Annotated in this window: 15 protein-coding genes and 1 pseudogene; 9 read left to right on the top strand and 7 right to left on the bottom strand. The window is 61.9% G+C overall.

Annotated elements, in window-relative coordinates; genetic code table 11:
• Positions 1–4: 4 nt before the first annotated feature.
• The gene (locus tag NK8_RS30345; RefSeq protein WP_213231857.1) at positions 5–1009 is read right to left on the bottom strand and encodes a zinc-dependent alcohol dehydrogenase family protein; all 1005 of its coding nucleotides are present in this window, start codon (positions 1007–1009) and stop codon (positions 5–7) included.
• Positions 1010–1110: 101 nt separating this feature from the next.
• On the opposite strand from NK8_RS30345, the gene NK8_RS30340 reads away from it, so the two are divergent.
• The 4 genes from NK8_RS30340 (at position 1111) to NK8_RS30325 (ending at position 6160) form a co-directional block, all read left to right on the top strand.
• On the top strand, positions 1111–1986 hold the full coding sequence (locus NK8_RS30340; RefSeq protein WP_213231856.1) for a LysR family transcriptional regulator: 876 nt from the start codon (positions 1111–1113) through the stop codon (positions 1984–1986).
• Between the two features lie 203 nt (positions 1987–2189).
• On the top strand, positions 2190–2645 hold the full coding sequence (locus tag NK8_RS30335) for a (2Fe-2S)-binding protein (protein WP_213231855.1): 456 nt from the start codon (positions 2190–2192) through the stop codon (positions 2643–2645).
• A 1-nt stretch (position 2646) separates the two neighbouring features.
• Entirely contained in the window at positions 2647–4881 is a 2235-nt protein-coding gene (locus NK8_RS30330) for a xanthine dehydrogenase family protein molybdopterin-binding subunit (RefSeq protein WP_213231854.1), read from the top strand.
• Positions 4882–4891: 10 nt separating this feature from the next.
• Positions 4892–6160: a cytochrome c gene (locus tag NK8_RS30325; RefSeq protein WP_213231852.1), complete on the top strand. Its 1269-nt coding sequence runs from the start codon at positions 4892–4894 to the stop codon at positions 6158–6160.
• 10 nt (positions 6161–6170) lie between these two features.
• Here NK8_RS30325 and NK8_RS30320 read toward each other — a convergent pair whose 3' ends face one another.
• Positions 6171–6440, bottom strand: coding sequence for a DUF1488 family protein (locus tag NK8_RS30320; protein ID WP_162070686.1), 270 nt, complete (start codon positions 6438–6440; stop codon positions 6171–6173).
• Between the two features lie 440 nt (positions 6441–6880).
• Here NK8_RS30320 and NK8_RS30315 point away from each other — a divergent pair, with 440 nt between their 5' ends.
• Both NK8_RS30315 and NK8_RS30310 read left to right on the top strand, forming a co-directional pair.
• On the top strand, positions 6881–7303 hold the full coding sequence (locus tag NK8_RS30315) for a DUF3331 domain-containing protein (RefSeq protein ID WP_162070687.1): 423 nt from the start codon (positions 6881–6883) through the stop codon (positions 7301–7303).
• A 383-nt stretch (positions 7304–7686) separates the two neighbouring features.
• The gene (locus NK8_RS30310) at positions 7687–8193 is read left to right on the top strand and encodes an H-NS family nucleoid-associated regulatory protein (protein WP_213231850.1); all 507 of its coding nucleotides are present in this window, start codon (positions 7687–7689) and stop codon (positions 8191–8193) included.
• A gap of 19 nt (positions 8194–8212) precedes the next feature.
• Here the strand turns inward: NK8_RS30310 and NK8_RS30305 are convergent, their stop codons facing one another.
• From NK8_RS30305 to NK8_RS30290, 4 genes and pseudogenes are all read right to left on the bottom strand, one after another.
• The gene (locus NK8_RS30305) at positions 8213–9667 is read right to left on the bottom strand and encodes an amidase (RefSeq protein ID WP_213231848.1); all 1455 of its coding nucleotides are present in this window, start codon (positions 9665–9667) and stop codon (positions 8213–8215) included.
• Between the two features lie 24 nt (positions 9668–9691).
• Positions 9692–10651, bottom strand: coding sequence for an LLM class oxidoreductase (locus NK8_RS30300; RefSeq protein ID WP_213231846.1), 960 nt, complete (start codon positions 10649–10651; stop codon positions 9692–9694).
• A 4-nt stretch (positions 10652–10655) separates the two neighbouring features.
• A pseudogene (mnmD, locus tag NK8_RS30295) lies at positions 10656–11366 on the bottom strand (tRNA (5-methylaminomethyl-2-thiouridine)(34)-methyltransferase MnmD); the annotation flags it as partial.
• A gap of 3 nt (positions 11367–11369) precedes the next feature.
• On the bottom strand, positions 11370–12077 hold the full coding sequence (locus NK8_RS30290; protein WP_213231842.1) for a YceH family protein: 708 nt from the start codon (positions 12075–12077) through the stop codon (positions 11370–11372).
• A gap of 398 nt (positions 12078–12475) precedes the next feature.
• Here NK8_RS30290 and NK8_RS30285 point away from each other — a divergent pair, with 398 nt between their 5' ends.
• Positions 12476–13948: a circularly permuted type 2 ATP-grasp protein gene (locus tag NK8_RS30285; protein WP_061173388.1), complete on the top strand. Its 1473-nt coding sequence runs from the start codon at positions 12476–12478 to the stop codon at positions 13946–13948.
• 60 nt (positions 13949–14008) lie between these two features.
• Positions 14009–15031, top strand: coding sequence for an alpha-E domain-containing protein (locus NK8_RS30280; protein ID WP_213231841.1), 1023 nt, complete (start codon positions 14009–14011; stop codon positions 15029–15031).
• A gap of 10 nt (positions 15032–15041) precedes the next feature.
• Here NK8_RS30280 and NK8_RS30275 read toward each other — a convergent pair whose 3' ends face one another.
• Positions 15042–16112, bottom strand: coding sequence for a putative zinc-binding metallopeptidase (locus tag NK8_RS30275; protein ID WP_213231840.1), 1071 nt, complete (start codon positions 16110–16112; stop codon positions 15042–15044).
• A gap of 162 nt (positions 16113–16274) precedes the next feature.
• Here NK8_RS30275 and NK8_RS30270 point away from each other — a divergent pair, with 162 nt between their 5' ends.
• The gene (locus NK8_RS30270; protein ID WP_213231839.1) at positions 16275–19712 is read left to right on the top strand and encodes a DUF2126 domain-containing protein; all 3438 of its coding nucleotides are present in this window, start codon (positions 16275–16277) and stop codon (positions 19710–19712) included.
• Positions 19713–19740 lie beyond the last annotated feature (28 nt).

Below are 19740 nucleotides of genomic sequence, written 5' to 3'. Positions count from 1 at the left end.
ACGACTAGCCGGCCAGCGCCGCATCGACATCGACGATGATCTTGCCGCGCGCCGTGCCATCCAGCAATGCTTCATAAGCGCGCTCGGCATCGTGCAGTGCGAAGCGTCTTGCGTCGATGCGTGGCGCAAACTTGCCCGCTTCTGCGAGGCGCGCCGCTTCGCGCAGCATGTCGCCGTGATGCGCGCGATGTTGTCCCGTCAACAGCGGATGCAACGTGAACACGCCGGAATAGCTCGCCTCGCGAAACGACAGCGGCGCGAGGGCGTGCGTGCCCCATCCCAACGCGCTGACCACGTGGCCGAAGTGCTTTACCGCTGCAAACGACGCATCGAGTGAAGCGCCGCCGACAGTATCGACAACGAGATCGAAGCCCGCGCCGCTGGTATGAGCGGCGACATATTGCTCGACGCTCATCGCGCGATAGTCGATCGGTGTCGCGCCGAGGCTCTGAATGTATTCGTGATCGCGCACGCTTGCGGTGGCGAATACCTGTGCGCCAAGTGCGCGCGCGAGTTGCACCGACAGATGACCGACACCGCCCGCGCCGCCTTGCACGAGCACGGTTTGTCCCGCTTGCAAACGTGCGCGATCGACGATGCCCGCATAAGACGTGATGAACCCGAGCGGCAACGCGGCGGCGCTGCGCATCGAAAGATTTGCGGGCTTATGCGCGAGAAGCGCGCCATCGACCGCCGCGTATTGCGCGAGCGAGCCCTGAATGCCGCCGACTCCGCCCGTCATGCCATAGACCTCATCGCCTGGACTGAATCCGTCCACGCCCGCGCCGACTGCTTCGACGACGCCGGCCATGTCGATGCCGAGCACGAGCGGCAGCGGATGCTTCGCATGCGCCGCCGCACCCGCGCGAATCTTCGTGTCGAGCGGATTGAGCCCGCTTGCCGCGATACGCACGAGGACTTCGCCCGGCCCCGCTTCGGGACGTTCGATCTCGACGAGTTCGAGCGGACCGTTATGACGATCGAGAACGAGTGCTTGCATGGTGGACATCGACAGCTCCCGGAAAGATTGAAGGTTGTTTGCGATGCGCTCATACTCCGCCATGCGCGCAAGCATGTAAATCGACATAACCGCACGGCGGCCAAACGAAAATGACTGGACCGGATCTCGAATGGAGCGACGTGCGCGTGTTTCTCGCGATCGCGCGAAGCGGCACGCTGGGCGCGGCCGCGAGAATGATCGGACAGACCCAGCCGACGATGGGCCGACGTCTGCGCGCGCTCGAAGAAGCACTCGGTCATGTGCTTTTTCAGCGCACGAGCGACGGTTTCGTCCTGACCGACGAGGGCACGGCAGTTCTCTCGTATGCCGAACGCATGGAGGAAGAGGCGCTTGGCTTCACGCGTGCGCTGGCGGGTCAGGATGCGAAACTGACCGGTCTGCTGCGCGTGTCATCCTCCGACTGGTTCGGCGTGCATGTGCTCACGCCGGTATTCGCGCGCTTTCTGGCGAAACATTCGGAAGTATCGATCGAGCTCGTCACCGATGCGCGCCGTTATAACCTTGCGCGTCGCGAAGCCGATCTCGTGTTTCGCATCACGCCGTTCGACGAACCGGATGTCGTGCAGCGCAAGCTCATGCATATCGATTACGCGCTTTATGGACGCGTCGATTGTGCGCGGCCTGCAGCAGGCAAAGGCGAAGGGCTGACGCTCATCAGCATGGATAGCGCATTCGATCACTTGCCGGATGTGCTCTGGGTCAAACGTATGCTGCCCGCGGCAAAAATTATTTTCGGCAGCAACAATCGCGACGCGCAGGCGCAGATGTGCGCTCACGGCGCCGGCTTCGCAGTTCTGCCATGCCCCCTGGGCGATGCCGATGCGCGCCTCATGCGCTTCAATCTCGGCGAAGCACCGCCCGGGCGCGATGTATGGCTGGGCTATCACCGTGATCTCAAGCGTGTCGCGCGCTTGCGCGCCTTGCTGGATGAAACCATGGCAGCGCTAGGCGAAGAACACGATTGATTTTCGATGCAACTAACTGTCCTCCCCGCGCGCGCCATCGGATTGCACCAACGTGAAGCATAAGCAAGACTTTCGATAATCACGCCGTCATCCAAGCTCGATTTTTTGAGCGGCGCTACAATCCCGATGCCTCAAGGCTGACTGTTCCCCACACAGTCGCAACTTGCGATATCCGCGAAATCACATATAAGCCGGAGCCGCTCATGACCACGCTTTCCATCAACGGCCAGAACCACACGATCGATGCGCCGCCCGATATGCCATTGCTTTGGGTGTTGCGCGACATGGTAGGACTGACCGGCACGAAGTTCGGTTGCGGTATCGCGCAATGCGGCGCATGCACCGTTCATCTCGATGGCGCTGCCGTTCGTTCATGCGTCTTGCCGATTGCAGCCGTCGGCGATCGCAAGGTGACGACGATCGAAGGCATCGGCGAGACGCCTGCCGGCAAGAAAGTGCAGGCAGCATGGCGTCAACTCGATGTCGTGCAGTGCGGTTACTGTCAGTCCGGACAGGTCATGTCGGCAGCGGCCCTGCTCTCGACCGTCCCCGATCCCAACGATTCCGATATCGATGCCGCGATGGCGGGCAACATCTGCCGCTGCGGTACCTATCACCGCATTCGCGCCGCCATCAAGCAGGCCGCGAAGGAGGCGTGACATGTCCCAGGGACTGATCGAAGCGGGACGTCATGCGGCTCGCGCCGGATTTTCGCGTCGCGCGTTTTTGAAGTTCGGCGTGACCGCGGGCGTCGCCGCGAGCGGTGGACTGCTCATCGGCTTCAGCTTGCCCGCCGCGAGCCAGGATCAAGGCAAAGGCAAGTCCGTGATCGGCGGCGATGGGGTGGAGACGCCGCAGGACGGCGTGTTCGCGCCGAATGCCTTCGTGCAGATCGACAAGAGCGGCAAGATCGTGCTCATCATGCCGAAGGTCGAAATGGGGCAGGGCGTCTATACGGCGTTGCCGATGCTGATCGCGGAAGAACTCGACGTGCCGCTCGAAAGCGTCACGATCGATCATGCGCCGCCCGACGAAAAGCTCTTTACGGACCCGCTATTGGGCGGTCAGTTGACGGGCGGCTCGACTTCCATTCGCTATGCATGGGAACCGATGCGTAAGGCCGGCGCGGCCGCTCGCATGATGCTCGTCGCGGCGGCTGCGCAACAGTGGCAATGCGATGCCTCGTCGTGTCAGGCGCAAGGCGGCAAGGTGATGCATGCATCGGATAATCGCAGCGCGAGCTATGGCGATCTCGCCGAAGCAGCCGCGAAATTGCCCGTGCCGCAGGATATCAAGCTCAAGGACGCGAAGAACTTCAGGATCGTCGGCACGCCGGTGAAGCGTCTCGATTCGCCGGAAAAGATCGATGGCACCGCCATGTTCGGCCTGGACGTGCGCTTGCCCGACATGGTGTACGCGGCGATCGTGAATTGCCCGGTATTCGGCGGCACGCTCGCATCCGTCGACGACACCAATGCGAAAAAGATTCCCGGTGTGCGTCAGGTCGTCAAATTCGACAATGGCGTCGCGGTGATCGGCGATCATACGTGGGCCGCAAAACGAGGCGCGGCCGCGTTGAAGATTCAATGGAACGAAGGCGCGAGCGCGAACGTATCGACGAAGCAGATCGTATCCGACATGGCGAACGCATCGCAACGCACGGGCGCGGTCGCGCGCAAGGAAGGCGATGTGAACAACGCGTTCTCCGGTGCGAAGACGCGCGTCGATGCCGTGTATATCCAGCCGTTTCTCGCGCACGCCACGATGGAGCCGATCAACTGCACGGTGCACGTGCGCTCCGACGGCTGCGATATCTGGCTCGGCACGCAAGTGCCCACGCGTATCCGCGATGCAGGCATGAAGGCGACCGGCTTGCCCGCGGAAAAGATCGTCGTGCATAACCATCTGCTCGGCGGCGGCTTCGGCAGGCGGCTCGAATTCGACATGGCCACGCAAGCGCTGAAGATCGGCAAGGCGCTCGGCGTGCCGGTCAAGGTGACATGGTCGCGCGAAGAAGATATCCAGCACGACATGTATCGCCCATGCTATTACGACAAGCTATCCGCGGGGCTCGATGCGAACGGCAAGCCGGTTGCATGGACGCATCGCATCGTCGGATCGTCGGTGCTTGCGCGCTTTGCGCCGCCTGCCGTCAAGGATGGCGTCGATCCCGACGCGGTGGAAGTGGCCTCCGATCTTCCCTACGATCTGCCCAATCAGCTCGTCGATTACGTGCGTCTTGAGCCGCATGACGTGCCGACCGCGTTCTGGCGCGGCGTGGGGCCGACGCGCGGGACCTTCGTCGTGGAAAGCTTTATCGACGAACTGGCGGCGCAGGCGAAAGCCGATCCCGTCAAATACAGACGCGATCTGCTCGGCAAGTCCCCGCGCGCACGCAATGTGCTCGACGTCGCCACACAGGCGGCGAGCTGGGGACAGCAAACCGTGCCGCAAGGACAGGGACGCGGCGTGTCGGTGATGCACGCATTCGGCAGCTTCTTTTCGATCGTCGCGGATGTCGCCGTCGACAAGGATGGCGCGGTCAAGGTGAACCGCATCGTATGCGCCGTGGATTGCGGCATGGTCGTGAATCCCAACACGGTCGAAGCGCAAGTGCAGGGTGGCATCATCTTCGGCATCACGGCCGCGCTCTATAGCGAAATCACCATCAAGGACGGACGCGTCGAGCAAAGCAATTTCACCGACTATCGAATGCTGCGCATTCACGAAACGCCGCCGGTGGAAGTGCATATCGTCAAGAGCACCGAGGCGCCCGGCGGGATCGGCGAACCGGGCACGGCGGCGCTTGCGCCGGCCATCACCAATGCGATCTTTGCCGCGACGGGCAAGCGAATCAGGCAGTTACCCGTCGGCGATCAATTGCGTAGCGCTTGAGGAGGCCGTCATGAAAAATGCATTCAAGCCTCTCCTTGCGGCGCTGTTCGCTTTCATGTCGTCGGCACAGGCAGCCGACGATGCGCTCGTCGCGCGCGGCGCGTATCTCGCCAAAGCCGGCGATTGCATCGCATGTCATTCGGCGCCACGCGGCAAACCGCTCGCGGGCGGTTTGCCGATGATGACGCCGTTGGGCGCGATCTATACGACCAATATCACGCCGGACCCCGATACCGGCATCGGCCGCTATACGGAAGAAGAATTTGCGCGCGCATTGCGTGAAGGCGTGGCGAAAGACGGTCACAATCTCTATCCGGCCATGCCTTATCCGTCGTATGCCAAGGTCAACGACGAAGACATGCATGCGCTCTACGCGTATTTCATGCAAGGCGTGACGCCGGTCAAGCAGGCCAATCGCGAACCTGATATCAAATGGCCGCTCAATATGCGCTGGCCGCTGAAGCTCTGGAACGTGGTCTTTCTCGACAAGGGCGTGTATCAGAACAAGACTGGAAAAGATGTCGCCTGGAATCGCGGCGCTTATCTGATTCAGGGGCTCGGTCATTGCGGCTCGTGCCACACGCCGCGTGGCATCGCGTTTCAGGAAAAAGGACTGGACGAAAGCAGCAGCGCGTTTCTGACGGGCGGCCTGCTCGACAACTGGTTCGCATCGAATCTGACGGGCGAACACAATACCGGGCTCGGGCGTTGGTCCGAACAGGACGTCGCGACCTTTCTCAAGACGGGCGCGAATACGCATGCGTCGGCATTCGGCTCGATGACGAGCGTCATCAACAACAGCACGCAGGAACTGACGGACGCCGATATCGCGGCGATGGCGCGTTACCTCAAATCACTCGCCGCAGCGGGCGGACACGGCGGCGCGCCGTATTCCTACGATCCGAAGGCGACCAAGGTGTCACTGACACGCCCGGCCGCAACCGACTCGGGCGCGCGCGTCTACACGGCGTACTGCATGCACTGCCACGGCGTGGACGGCCGCGGCTTCGCGCCGATGCTCGCGCCGCTCGCGGGCAATCCGAACGTGCTGGAAAAAGATGCGTCGTCGCTGATCAACGTCACGCTGAACGGCACCGAAGATCTCGTGCTGCATGGCGTGCCCGCGCCTTATCCGATGCCGCGTTATGCACCGGTGCTTAACGATCAGCAGATCGCCGACGTGCTGACGTTCGTTCGTGGCGCGTGGAACAACAACACGCCGGCTGTGCAGGTGGAGGACGTTTCGAAGATGCGCAAGGCAACGCAGGCGGCACGCTGAACGACAACACTCAGGAAGCGAAATCGATGACATCCAGATGAATCGAGCTGGATGGATGCGCAAGAAACTTTCGATGCACCCGCGCGCTGATGCGTTCATAGCCGTCGCTCAAGGCTTTGAGCAGGCGTTCATCGCTCGCGCCTGACGGCGCCCAGAAGCATTGCTCCAGCGCCTTGCGGGTGATATTGCATTGAATCGCCTGCTCGCGAGAGAAAGCGACGAAGCTGACGGAGGCGCGGTCCGCGGAGATGGTGGCGTGGATCGAGAGCTTGCTTGTCATGATTCGACAGAAGAAATACAGTTCGCTGGTTTTATTGTGTCAGAAATTGGCGAGTTCGCGCATCTTCGAATGAGCGCGAAACGTGCGCAAACGGCCAAAGCCGGGCGGTTGCACCCGTCGCGCGAGGTGTCATATCTTTAAATCGAACGTTCGTTCATTGTGGTCCGGCGTTAAACGATCGCTGACTACTTCAATCCCAAACTTTCGAATCTGGAACGGTTGCACCCCTGCCAACCGCCCGAGTGGGCGCGCCTGTCAAAGCTTGTCCAAGAAAAATCAAAAGAAAAGCATGCTCAGGTGTACTACTCTAGGAACGATCATCCGAAGCGGCGCGGCAGACCGGTCAGGAATCGGGTCATGCAGCGCATTCCCCGGAACTCCACCGGCAACGCCCACCCGGCTTCTGTTGCGGCGTGCGTTGCCGCCCGCAGGAGCGGAACATGAAGCATCCATCGTTGATGGATCCCTGGAGCCGTACCCTGGCAATGCTCGATAGCCGTTCGGGCCGCCCGTCGTCGGAAGCGAACGACGGACTTGCGCTGATGACCCGCTCGCTCGTGCGCAACGTACAAGGCAAGAGCGCCTGCGTCGGACCGACCGATGGGCATTGCGTCAATATCCGCGTACTGGAGCGGCTCAGCGACTCGACGCTCGCGCTATCGTGGCACGACCCGACGTCATTCAACTATTCGGAGCAGGTCTGGGCGCTTTGCACGGCGCGCAAGCGTGGAACATGCGCGTTGAGCGGGCAGGCGATCCGACGCGGACAGCCGGTGTATCGGCCGCGACGTGTCGGCAGTTCGGTGCCGCTCAATAGCGGGGCGATGATTCTAGCGCTGGCACTGACGCCTTCCGAAGATTAACCGGATCTCGTTTCCGACCGATCGATCGTGGACTTACATGACGCGTGCGCAATGCACGCGTCGAAGCGTTTGCTCGCCCGCTGAAAAGGTCACCCTGCGCGGTAGCGCGAATCGTCTGATGAGCGGGCAATAGATCAGATGGCAGACATGATGTCCTGGAATAACGCGCTATTAACAAACTTATGGTATGCGCTGTCAACAAAATCAAAGCTGCAGGACTCATTCTTTTTAACAAGAGTACTTAGCATTGACATTATCCATATAAGATCTGCGTGTGGCGCGAACCTGGCGCGGATGCTGACTCATTAGACAAACGCTTTCGCGGCCCGCATGCCGGGTGCTTTGCGCCATGCGGATTTCTGCAGAATGATATGGGAGGACGAATGGCCACATTGGCGCAGCTGGAAAGCCAGATTCAGAAATTGCAGCGCCGCGCGGACGAATTGCGGGAGAGAAAGTCGGCAGAGGTGATTGCCAGGATACGGGCAATGATGGAGGAATTCGGCCTGACCATAGCCGATCTCGCAAAAGCCGGAATAGGAGCGGGGAAGAAACGCGGCCGTCCGGCCGGATCGAAGAATGGGTCGGGCTCGAAGAAAGGGGCAATCAAGTCCAGGCTACCGCCGAAATATCGTGACCCGGTATCGGGCGCCACGTGGAGCGGCCATGCGCGTCCGCCGGCATGGATCAAGAGCGCGCCTGATCGAAGCGTGTATCTGATCGATGGCGCGGCGAGTCAGATCGAAATAAAGGAAGGTCCTCGGAGGGGACGTGTAGCGTCGGCGTCGCGCGCTGCGGGCGGGAAGAGGGCGAACGGGATCGCGAGTGAGACTGGCCTGACGGCGACAAAGAGGCCAGCCCGTAAAAGCGCGCAGAGCGTGGCGGCCTGAACCCTTTGTGCCTTGGCCTTCAGCCGAGCAACGGACTGCGCACGCGTGAGAAACCGCTTACGCGATCATAAGCGAGGCCAATCTGCAGCACGCCCAGATCGCCCTGCGTCGGGCCGATGATCTGCAGTCCCGCCGGCAAACCATTCGCGCCAAAGCCAGCCGGGGCGCTCAATGCGGGCAGCGAGGCCATCGTCGCGGGAACGACTGTTTCCATCCAGCGGTGATAGGTATCCATCGCACGCCCGGCGATTGCATGAGGCCAGTCGAGTTCCGCATCGAATGGAAAGACCTGAGCCGAAGGCATGACCAGATAGTCGAAGCGCTCGAATAACGCATTGATCGCCTGATACCATGCCGCGCGATCGCGAACCGCACGCGAGACATCTTCGCCCGATAACTTCAATCCTCGTTCTATTTCCCATATCGCTTCGGGCTTGAGCAGCTTGCGTCTGGCAGCATCGCGATAGAGCGGCGCATTGGTGCCGGAGAACGTGAGGCTGCGCAAATCGATCCACGCATCCCACAGGCGTTCGAGGTCGAAGTCCACTTCGGCCGGCTCGACCGTGCAGCCCGCTGTTTCGAAGTGGCGCAGCGCCGAGGCATATGTGTCCATCAACCCCGCTTCGGTCGGCAGGCGTCCATTCAGATCGCCGAGCCAGCCGATACGCGTGCCGCGCAGATCGCACTCGAGCGCGCTGGCGAAATCGGCGCGGTTATCGCTTCTGCGCGATAGCGGCGCGCGCGCATCGAAGCCCGCCTGCACGGACAATAGCAAGCCGAGATCAGGAATGTTTCGCGCGATCGGACCGGCTACGCTGAACTGCTGAAAGAACACGTCGTCGCTGGGCGCATAGGGCACGCAGCCCGGCGTGGTGCGAAAACCGAAGACATTGTTGAATGCAGCGGGCGTGCGCAACGAACCCATCATGTCCGAGCCATCCGCGCATGGCAGCATGCGCAGCGCGACCGACACCGCCGCGCCGCCGCTGCTGCCGCCTGCCGAGCGCGACTGATCGAACGCATTGCGCGTGGTGCCATAGACCGGGTTATACGTGTGCCCGCCCAGACCGAACTCGGGCGAATTGGTGCGGCCGATGAATATCGCGCCCGCACGGCGCATGCGTTCGAAGACGATTGCATCGACCTGAGTGACTTCGCCCGCATAGATGGGCGAGCCTTTCGTCGTGACCATGCCGGCGACGGGCAGGATATCCTTGGGCGCTTGCGGAAAGCCGTGCAAGGGGCCGAGGCTTTCACCGCCGGATAACTGTGCATCGCGTTCAGCGGCGAGAGAAAGCAGTGCATCACGGTTCTGCATCGCGACGATCGCATTGACCGCCGGATTGATGGCATCGATGTGCGCGAGATAAGCGTTCATCACTTCGACGCACGATACATCGCGCGCGTGAATGGCGCGCGAAAGCGCGACGGCGTCGAGTGAAACGATATCGTTGCTGGGCGAGGAGGCGGTCATGGTCTCGTGAATGAACGAACAGATTCAGCGATGAAACTCGGGAAGCACATGTGCGGCGACTTCTTCGATGATATCGCGCGCAGGCCGTCGTTCCGACGTGATGTTGAGCGTGACATGATGCGTGCCGCTTTCGCGCATATCACGCAGAACCGCGATGAGCGCATGACGCCCGGTGCGATAACCAAGCGCGATATCGGTTGCAGGTTCGTCGGCATCCTTGCTGAGATCGAGCCGCATGGCGACGCCGAAGGCGCGAAACGCGCCGGATGCAGCGCGTTCGACCGCCGCGCGCCACATGCTGTAGCGGCCGCGTTGCGCCTGCGGCTCGCGATGGTAAGTCATCCAGCCGAGCGAATGTCGTGCGATCCAGTCGACGCTCTGGCCGCCCGAACCCACGGCGAGCATGGGAATGGATGCATGCTGGCGCGGCAACATATAGAACGCTGGCGCGCCTTCAGGTGCGCTATCGGGAATCACGCGCGAGGGCAATGTAACGGCCGCCGCGAGCGTGTCCCAGTGCTCACGATAGATATCTCGCCGCGCATCGGGATCGCGCCCGAACGCGGCATATTCAGGCGGGCGGTCGCCTGAACCGAGACCGAGAATGAAGCGTCCCTGAGACAGCGTAGCGACGGAGATCGCGCCCTTCGCGACATGAAGCGGATGTCTGAGCGTCGACACGATCGCGCCGCTGATGAGCGCGCTGCGCTCCGTATTCGATGCAAGCGCGCCGAGCAGCACCCAGGGATCGAGATGCCCGACCGGATCGGGATAGTCGATGCTGTTGAGCGGCACATCACGGACCCAGAGCGCGCGAAAACCGAGTCGATCGGCGAGTCGCGCAATGGCGATCTGCTCGTTGAAATCGACGACGCTCTGGTTGTCGCCAGTAATCGGCAGTGTGATGCCGATGGATAGCTTGCCTTCTGCAAACACGGTATCCGCGATGGAAGGCGAAGCCGGAGTGTTATCGCTTGCAGTCATGACGTTTGCCGATGAGCATGGCGCGTTTGCCGCCGAATCCCCGGACCTTGCGGTATTCGAATCCGCTTTCCCTGAGCGCGCGTTTGACATTGCCCGCGCTGGTATAAGTGGCGAACGTCGCATCGTCTCTGGCGATGCGTGCGAGCGACGCGAAGATGCCCGGCGTCCACATGTCCGGGTTCCGGGCTGGCGCGAAGCCATCGAGATAGATCGCGTCCGCTGCGATGCCTTCATCGGCGAGGTGAGACAGGCGGTCTGTCGCATCACCGAGAACGAGCGTCAGTGTGAGCGCGCCGGCATCGAATGCGAGCCTGTGCGAGCCCGGCTCGAGCGGTGGCCATGCTGACGCGAGCGCATCGGCGAGCGGTGCGATAGCGTCGTCGTCGAGGATCGCTGCATGCGCTGCGCGCAAATCGTGCGCGCTGAACGGATGCTTTTCTATCGACACGAATTCGAGTGTCTGCGCGCGATGCGCGTCGTCTCGCCACGCCGCCCATGTCGCAAGGAAATTGACGCCCATGCCGAAGCCGGTTTCGAGCACGGTGAAGCGCGGGCGTGAGCGCCAGCGCTCGGGCAGGCCGTTGCCGTTCAGAAAGACGTGCCGCGCCTGAGCCAGCGCGCCCGCCGCGCTGTGATAGATATCGTCGTGTCGCGGCGAGTACGGCGTTCCATCATCGCGAAACACGAGCGGTGCCGAGATGAGCGGCTCATCCATGATTCAGGCATCGGACGACGATTCATCGAGCGTCATGCCCAGTTCGCTCGCCATGCGCCGAACCATCGCGCGCAATTGCGTGACTTCGTGGGCGAGACGCTTCTGCTCGGATTTCAATGCTTCGAATTCGGAAAGCGAAAAGGATTCGCCGCCTTGTGTCTCGCGAAGCGGGAGATCGCTTACGCTCACTTCTCCGCAAAGCAGATGGGCCCAGCGGCTTTCACGCTCGCCGGGTGTGCGCGACAGTTTCACGACGCGCGGCGGATCGTTGTCGGCGAGTTCGTCGAGAAAGCTTTCGACCGACGATATGTCCGCGAACGAATGCAGCCTCGCGCTGTTCGCGCGCAATTCCGCCGCCGTCTGCGGACCGCGCAGAAACAGCGTCGCGAGCAATGCAACCGACTGGCTCGGCACGCCGAGCACGCGATTCACGTTATGCTCGAAGCGCGGCACGCGGCTGCTGCTTCCTTCGATGATCAGGCTCAGGCGCTTCAGGCCATCGATGGTCGTCAGCACTTCGTCCTCGCTGACACTCATCACGGGCGAGCGCGCCGTCTTCTGATTGCAGCCCGAAGTAAGGGAATTCAGCGAAAGAGGATACGTGTCCGGCACGGTATGCTGTTTCTCGACGAGGACGCCGAGCACGCGGGCTTCCAGCGGTGTGAGTTCGCGTAGCGGGGGACGAGGCGAGCTTGCGGACGGCGTGTTCATAGGCGTAAGAAACGTGCTGTAAGGCGTCTATCATACCGGCGGCGCGAGGGTTGCCGGTATTTCGCGCACCGTCATGCAGCATCTGCCGGAGAAAAGCGCGCGCTGTTTTGGTGCATCGGTATGACAATGCGCGGTCAGGACACAGGGTCATCAAGGAGGCGAACCGTTTAGAACATTGGCATTGAAGTTGCTTTTGGTCGTTTGGCACTGGGCTGCCCGCGCAATCGATGCTCCACTCGAAATGGTGGAAGAGCATCGCGCTTCGAGGTTGCCTAACGACGTTTCGGCATGATCGGATACGTCGCGTCTTTCGGGCTATTCAAGCGTCTTGCGAGTGCAACCAGAAACAGAGCGAAGGGGAATCGCCACCCTATGCACTTCATATTGGAAGACCGGCTATGACGCAAGCATTCTTCAACGAGATGTTCGAGCGCAGTGATCTTGAGGCGCACGGCGTGCCGGCGGCGGCATTTCGCGGCGTCGGCGATCCGCGCACGCATTACCGCGATTTCATGGTCTGGCTCGCCGCGCAAAGCGAGCAGCAGATCGACATCAAGCGTGCGCAGGCGGACCTCAACTTCAGACGCGTCGGCATAACATTCGCGGTGTACGGTACCAGCGATCTCCCGGGCATCATCCCGGAGCGCACGATTCCCTTCGACGTCATTCCGCGCATCTTTCCGGCCGACGAATGGCGCGCCTTGGAACGCGGTCTGCGGCAACGCGTGAACGCGCTCAATCGCTTCATCCACGATATCTATCACGAGCAGGACATCATTCGCGCGGGCATCATTCCCGAGGCGCAGATTCTCGGCAACGCGCAATATCGTCCGCAAATGCGCGGCGTCAGCGTCGCGCGCGATATCTACGCGCATATCGCGGGCATCGATATCGTGCGCGCCGGACAGGGCGAGTTCTATGTGCTGGAGGATAACTTGCGCGTGCCATCGGGCGTTTCGTACATGCTCGAAAACCGCAAGATGATGATGCGCCTCTTTCCCGATCTGTTCGCGCGCAATCGCGTCGCGCCGGTCGCGCATTATCCCGACTTGCTGCTCGATACCTTGCGCGCAGCCGCGCCTGCTTCGGTGGAAAACCCGACCATCGTCGTCATGACGCCGGGCATGTATAACTCGGCCTATTTCGAGCACGCGTTTCTCGCGCAGCAGATGGGCGTCGAGCTCGTCGAAGGACAGGACTGCTTCGTCGAGAACGATTATCTATATATGCGCACGACGCAGGGGCCGCAGCGTGTCGATGTGATCTATCGCCGCATCGACGACGATTTTCTCGATCCGGACGTGTTCCGCGCGGACTCGGCGCTCGGCGTTCCCGGTTTGATCGGCGCGTATCGCGCGGGCAATGTCTCGCTGTGCAATGCAGTGGGCACGGGCATCGCCGACGATAAATCGATCTATCCCTACGTGCCGGACATGGTGCGTTTCTATCTCGGCGAAGAGCCGATTCTCAACAACGTGCCGACGTGGATGTGCCGCAAGCCCGACGATCTCGCCTATGTGCTCGATCATCTGCCCGAACTCGTCGTGAAGGAAACGCATGGCGCGGGCGGTTACGGCATGCTGGTCGGTCCGGCGTCGACCGCCGCGCAGATAGCGGAATTCCGGGCGGTGCTTGAAGCGCATCCGGAGAAATACATCGCGCAACCAACGCTTGCGCTGTCCACGTGTCCGACCTATGTGGAAGCGGGCATAGCGCCGCGTCATATCGATCTGCGCCCGTTCGTGCTGTCCGGCACCGAAGTACGCATGGTGCCGGGCGGTCTGACGCGCGTCGCGTTGCGAGAGGGTTCGCTCGTCGTGAATTCGTCGCAAGGCGGCGGCACGAAAGATACGTGGGTGTTGGAACGCTGAGGAACATTCCTGAAGAAAGCGCCGAGCCACCGAAGACAACGATAAACAAACGGGAACACCATGCTGAGCCGTACCGCGGATCATCTCTTCTGGATGGCGCGCTATACCGAGCGCGCCGAAAACACCGCCCGGATGCTCGATGCGAACTATCAGCTTTCGCTGCTGCCGCAATCCGATGAATACGCGGAACTCGGCTGGCGCGCGATGCTGTCGATATCGGAACTGAGCGGCATCTATTCCGCCGCGCATCACGGTATGAAAAGCCGTGAGGTGATCGACTTCATGGCGCGCGATATGACCAATCCATCGTCGATCGCCAGTTGTCTGCGCGCCGCGCGCGAAAATGCGCGGGCCGTGCGAAGCTCGACCAACAGCGAGCTATGGGAATCGCTCAATACGACCTGGCTCGACTGTCAGCGCATGCTGGCCGACGGCATACTCGAACGCGAGCCCTATACGTTCTTCGAATGGGTGAAGTTCCGCTCGCATCTGTCGCGCGGCGTTCAGCTCGGCACGCTCGTCAAGGATGACGCGTTCTACTTCATGCGTCTCGGGACTTTCATCGAACGCGCGGACAATACGGCGCGCATTCTCGACGTGAAGTTCGAAATGATGGAGCAGCGCGCCGATACCTCCGCACAACCGTTCGATTATCACCATTGGGTTGCGGTGCTGGGCTCGGTATCGGGGCTCGAAGTGTATCGCCGCGTGTATCGGGATGTGATTACGCCCGAACGTGTCGCGGGCCTGCTGATCCTGTACGGCGAATGGCCGCGTTCGCTTGCGGCGAGCATCGCCGAAGTGGAGCAACTGATCGGTCAAGTCAAGAAAGGGCGCGACACTGAAGCGGCGAAACTTGCGGCGCAAATGAGTTCGGAATTGCAGAACGGACGTATCGGGGAAATCCTGCGCGGCGGATTGCACGCCTATCTCGTGAATTTCCTCGCGCGCGTGAACGACCTGGCGAGTAGCGTGAGCCGCGAGTTTCTGCTGCCGATCGAGCCGGAAGAACCGGCGGCGCCGGAGCAGCCGCCGACTCAATCGCAGACGCAGACTCAAACTCAAACGCAAGGCAAGGACTGAAAGCGTGCCGTTAACGCTTGGCCGCTGCCGCGACGACGCGATGCACGAAGCGAAGCTTGTCGATGACCGCGGGCGCGAGCGTGAACGGATAACCGTCCGGCATGCCGAGGCTGCGATTCAAACTGTTCAACACATAGGTGAGCGGAAACCAGCGTTTCATCAGGTTATCGAAAGTGGTTTCCTCGACCGGAGTCTGGTCGGTGAGCGTGGGTTCGTGCGGGCTGTCGGGCACGAGCACGAGGCCGCACGATACGGCGGTATCGAGCGTATCGACGATATGCAGGTAATGCGCCCAGGTTTCCGCCCAGTCTTCCCAAGGATGCATCGTGGCATAGCTGCTGATGAAGTTGTTCTCCCACTGCGCGGGCGGACCTTCCTGGTAGTGACGATCGAGCGCGGCGGCGTAGTCGGCCTGTTCGTCGCCGAATGCGGTGCGAAACGGGGCGATGCGTGCCGTATCGGCGATCAGGCGGTCGAAGAAGTAGTGCCCGGATTCATGGCGGAAATGGCCGAGCAGCGTGCGATACGGCTCGTGCAGCGCGGAACGTGTCTTCTCGCGATGCGCGTCGTCGGCTTCGGCAATGTTGAGCGTGATGATGCCGTTGTTATGACCCGTCATCACACCGTGGCCCTGCGCATCGCCTTCGAGAAACTGAAATTCGAGGCCGCGTTCGGGGTCGTCCTGACGCGACTGTATCGGCAGGCCCAGTTCCGCGAACGTATAGAGGAGGCGCCGCTTGGCGGCTTCGATGCGATACCAGTAGAGGCGGTTCTCCGGATTCGAGAGGTTGGGAATGGTGCTCGTCAGTTCGCACGAACAACAGAGCGTCTCGGGCGTATCCGGTTCGGGCGCGGAAACGACCCAGTTGCAGACGTTTTCGACGGCGTAGTTGTGGCACGGCCGATAGACCAGATTCTCCGCGAGCGGATGAAGGCTGCGCCAGCGGCCGTCATCGGTCTCTTCGAACGCGCTGATCTGATTGATCTCGGGCACGTAGCCGAGGCGTGCGCCGCAGTTCTCGCAATGCGTGTTTTCGAAGAACACCAGCTGGTTGCAACGGTTGCAGTGAAAGGTCTTCATCGTGTGGCCGGCAGAAGGGATATGGCGCGACGGTCATGCACGCGCGGTTGGGGGTGCAGTCGCAAACATCGTGCCGTGAACTGACGGTATTTTCATGGCAGGCGTGAATTACGTAGCAGCGCGTGTCGCGCGCACGGCGTCATTTGAACAAAGGAGTCTGGTGTGTCCATTCGTGTCGCGTTGAACCATGTCACGCATTATCGCTATGACCGGCTCGTCGGTCTTTCGCCGCAAGTCGTGCGCTTGCGGCCCGCGCCGCATTGCCGCACGCCGATCGTGTCGTATTCGATGCGCGTCGAACCCGAGGATCACTTCATCAACTGGCAGCAGGACGCGTTCGCGAACTATCAGGCGCGCCTCGTGTTTCCCGAGAAAACGCGCGAACTCAAGGTGACGATAGATCTCGTCGCCGAGATGGCCGTGTATAACCCGTTCGATTTTTTTCTCGAACCTTCCGCCGAGAAATTTCCATTTGCGTATGCGCCCGAGTTGCTGCACGACCTCGCGCCATACATGGTCAAGCGCGAACCGACACCGCGTTTTGCTGCATTCGTCGAAAGTATCGACAGGACGCCGCTTGCCACGATGGATTTCCTCGTCGGACTCAATCAGCGGCTGGCGCAAGAGATCCGCTATCTGATCCGCATGGAGCCGGGCGTGCAAACGCCGGAGGAGACGCTCGAAAGCGCGGCGGGATCGTGCCGCGACTCGGGCTGGCTGCTCGTCGAAACGTTGCGTCATCTCGGTCTCGCCGCGCGCTTCGTGTCCGGCTATCTGCTGCAACTCGCGCCGGATACCAAATCGCTCGATGGCCCGAGCGGCACCGAGGTGGACTTTACCGATCTGCACGCGTGGTGCGAGGTGTTTCTGCCGGGCGCGGGCTGGATCGGCTTCGATCCGACGTCGGGCCTGCTCGCGGGCGAGGGACACATACCCGTCGCATGCACGCCTGAGCCGGACAGCGCGGCGCCGGTCTCCGGCGCGGTCGACAAGTGCGAAGTCGAATTCGAGCACACGATGTCGATCCAGCGCGTGCTCGAAACACCGCGCGTCACGAAGCCCTACAGCGAGGAAGACTGGAGCGCGGTGCTGCGCATGGGCGAGCAGGTGGATGCGCAACTGGTCGCAGCGGACGTGCGCCTCACGATGGGCGGCGAGCCGACCTATGTGGCGGTGCGCGATCGCGACGCGCCCGAATGGAACACCGACGCGCTCGGCCCGACCAAGCGCGCATACGCCGTATCGCTGATGGACAAGCTGCGCGCGCAATACGGCACGGGCGGCTTTCTGCATATCGGGCAGGGCAAGTGGTATCCGGGCGAGCAGTTGCCGCGCTGGGCGTTGTCGCTCTTGTGGCGCGCAGACGGCGAGCCGTGCTGGCACGATCCGGCGCTTTTCGCGGACGAGCGCCAGCCAGCGTCGTATACCGCCGATGACGCCGCGCGCTTCATCAGCCATCTCGCGGGCAAGCTGTCTCTGGATTCAAAATACATTCAACCGGGATACGAGGACACCTGGTACTACCTGTGGCGCGAGCGCCGCTTGCCGGTGAACGTCGATCCGTTCGATTCGCGCCTCAGTGACGAACTGGAACGCGCCCGTCTGCGCCGCGTGTTCGATGCGGGCCTGTCGTCCGTGACCGGCTACGCGCTGCCGATCGCGCGCGAAGAAGGCCACGGCCCGGACTCCGGCCGCTGGGTGAGCGGGCCGTGGTTCTTCCGCGACGAGCGCATGTACCTGGTTCCGGGCGATTCGCCGATGGGCTACCGGGTGCCGCTCGATTCGCTGCCGTGGGTGTCGGAGGGCGATTACCCCTGGCAGCACGCGCACGATCCGTTCGCGCCGTCCGCGCCGTTGCGCACCGCGACTGAATTACGCATGCAATATGCGGATCTGGATGTTGAATCACGCATGCAAAACGCCGATACGGGCGGAACGCAGCGCGGCGCCACGGGAACGGCGGCAGCGCGGGAGCGTAGACCCGAGCGTGGCGAGTCGGCCGGCTGGATCGCGCGTATCGCGCTGTGCGTGGAAGCGCGCGACCCCGCGCGCGCGGCCGGTCCCGAAGCGGAAGCCGACGCCCGCGAGAAACACGGCACCGGCAACAAGCTCATCCACGTGTTCATGCCGCCGCTCACCGAACTCGATGACTATCTCGATCTGCTGAGCGCCGTCGAAGCGACCGCCGCCGATCTGCAGATTCCGGTGATCGTCGAAGGCTATCCGCCGCCGCGCGATCCGCGTCTCAAGGTGCTGCAAGTCACGCCCGACCCCGGCGTGATCGAAGTGAATATCCATCCGGCGGCGAACTGGAACGATCTCGTCGAGCACACGGAGTTTCTCTATGGCGCGGCCCACGAGTCCTATCTGAGCCCGGAGAAGTTCATGCTCGATGGCCGTCACACCGGCACGGGCGGCGGCAATCATTTCGTGCTCGGCGGCGCGACGCCTGCGGACAGCCCGTTCCTGCGACGCCCCGATCTGCTCGCGAGCCTGATCGCGTACTGGCATAACCATCCGTCGTTGTCGATGCTGTTCTCGGGACTCTTCACTGGTCCGACGAGCCAGGCCCCGCGTGTCGACGAGGCGCGCAATGATCAGATCTACGAGCTGGAGATCGCGTTTGGCGAATTGCAGCGTCAACTCGATCTGCTGGGCGGGCGCGGCAATGCGACCGTGCCGCCGTGGCTCATCGACCGCATTCTGCGCAACATCCTGATCGATGTGACCGGCAACACGCATCGCGCGGAGTTCTGTATCGACAAGCTGTACTCGCCCGATGGCCCCACGGGCCGCCTGGGTCTGCTCGAACTGCGCGGCTTCGAAATGCCGCCGCATGCGCGCATGAGTCTCGTGCAACAGTTGCTGCTGCGGGCGCTCGTCGCGCGATTCTGGGAGACGCCCTATACCGCGCGCCTCACGCGCTGGGGCACGGAACTGCATGACCGCTTCATGCTCGGCACCTTCGTGCAGATGGATTTCGACGACGTGCTCGCCGAGTTGCGCGAGGCAGGCTTCGCGTTCGAACGAAGCTGGTTCGCACCGCACTTCGAATTCCGCTTTCCGCTCGTCGGCGCTTACGATACGAATGGCATTGCGCTCACCGTGCGCCACGCGCTGGAGCCGTGGCATGTGATGGGCGAAGAGGGCGCGATCGGCGGCACGGTGCGTTTCGTCGATTCGTCCGTCGAACGGCTCGAAGTGCGCGCGCTCGGACTGAACGGCAATCGTCATGTGGTGACGGTGAACGGCCGGGCCTTGCCGTTGCAGCCGACCGGGCGCGTGAGCGAATACGTCGCGGGCGTGCGCTTTCGCGCGTGGTCGCAGGCGGCGTCGCTGCATCCGACCATCGACGCTCATGCGCCCCTTACGTTCGATATCGTCGATACATGGACGGGGCGCGCGATCGGCGGATGCCAGTATCACGTCGCGCATCCGGGCGGGCGCAACTATCAGACCTTCCCGGTCAACGCCTATGAAGCGGAAAGCCGTCGACGCTCGCGCTTCTTCGCGACGGGTCACACGCCCGGCGCGATGGAGGTCGAAAGCCGCGAACGCAGCATCGAATTTCCGTTCACGCTCGACCTGCGCTATCGTTGAAGACAATCATCATTCGAATAAAGAACAG

This window comes from Caballeronia sp. NK8, assembly GCF_018408855.1.
In the GTDB taxonomy this organism is placed as follows: Bacteria; Pseudomonadota; Gammaproteobacteria; order Burkholderiales; family Burkholderiaceae; genus Caballeronia.
This window is presented reverse-complemented; position numbering and strand designations above follow the sequence as displayed.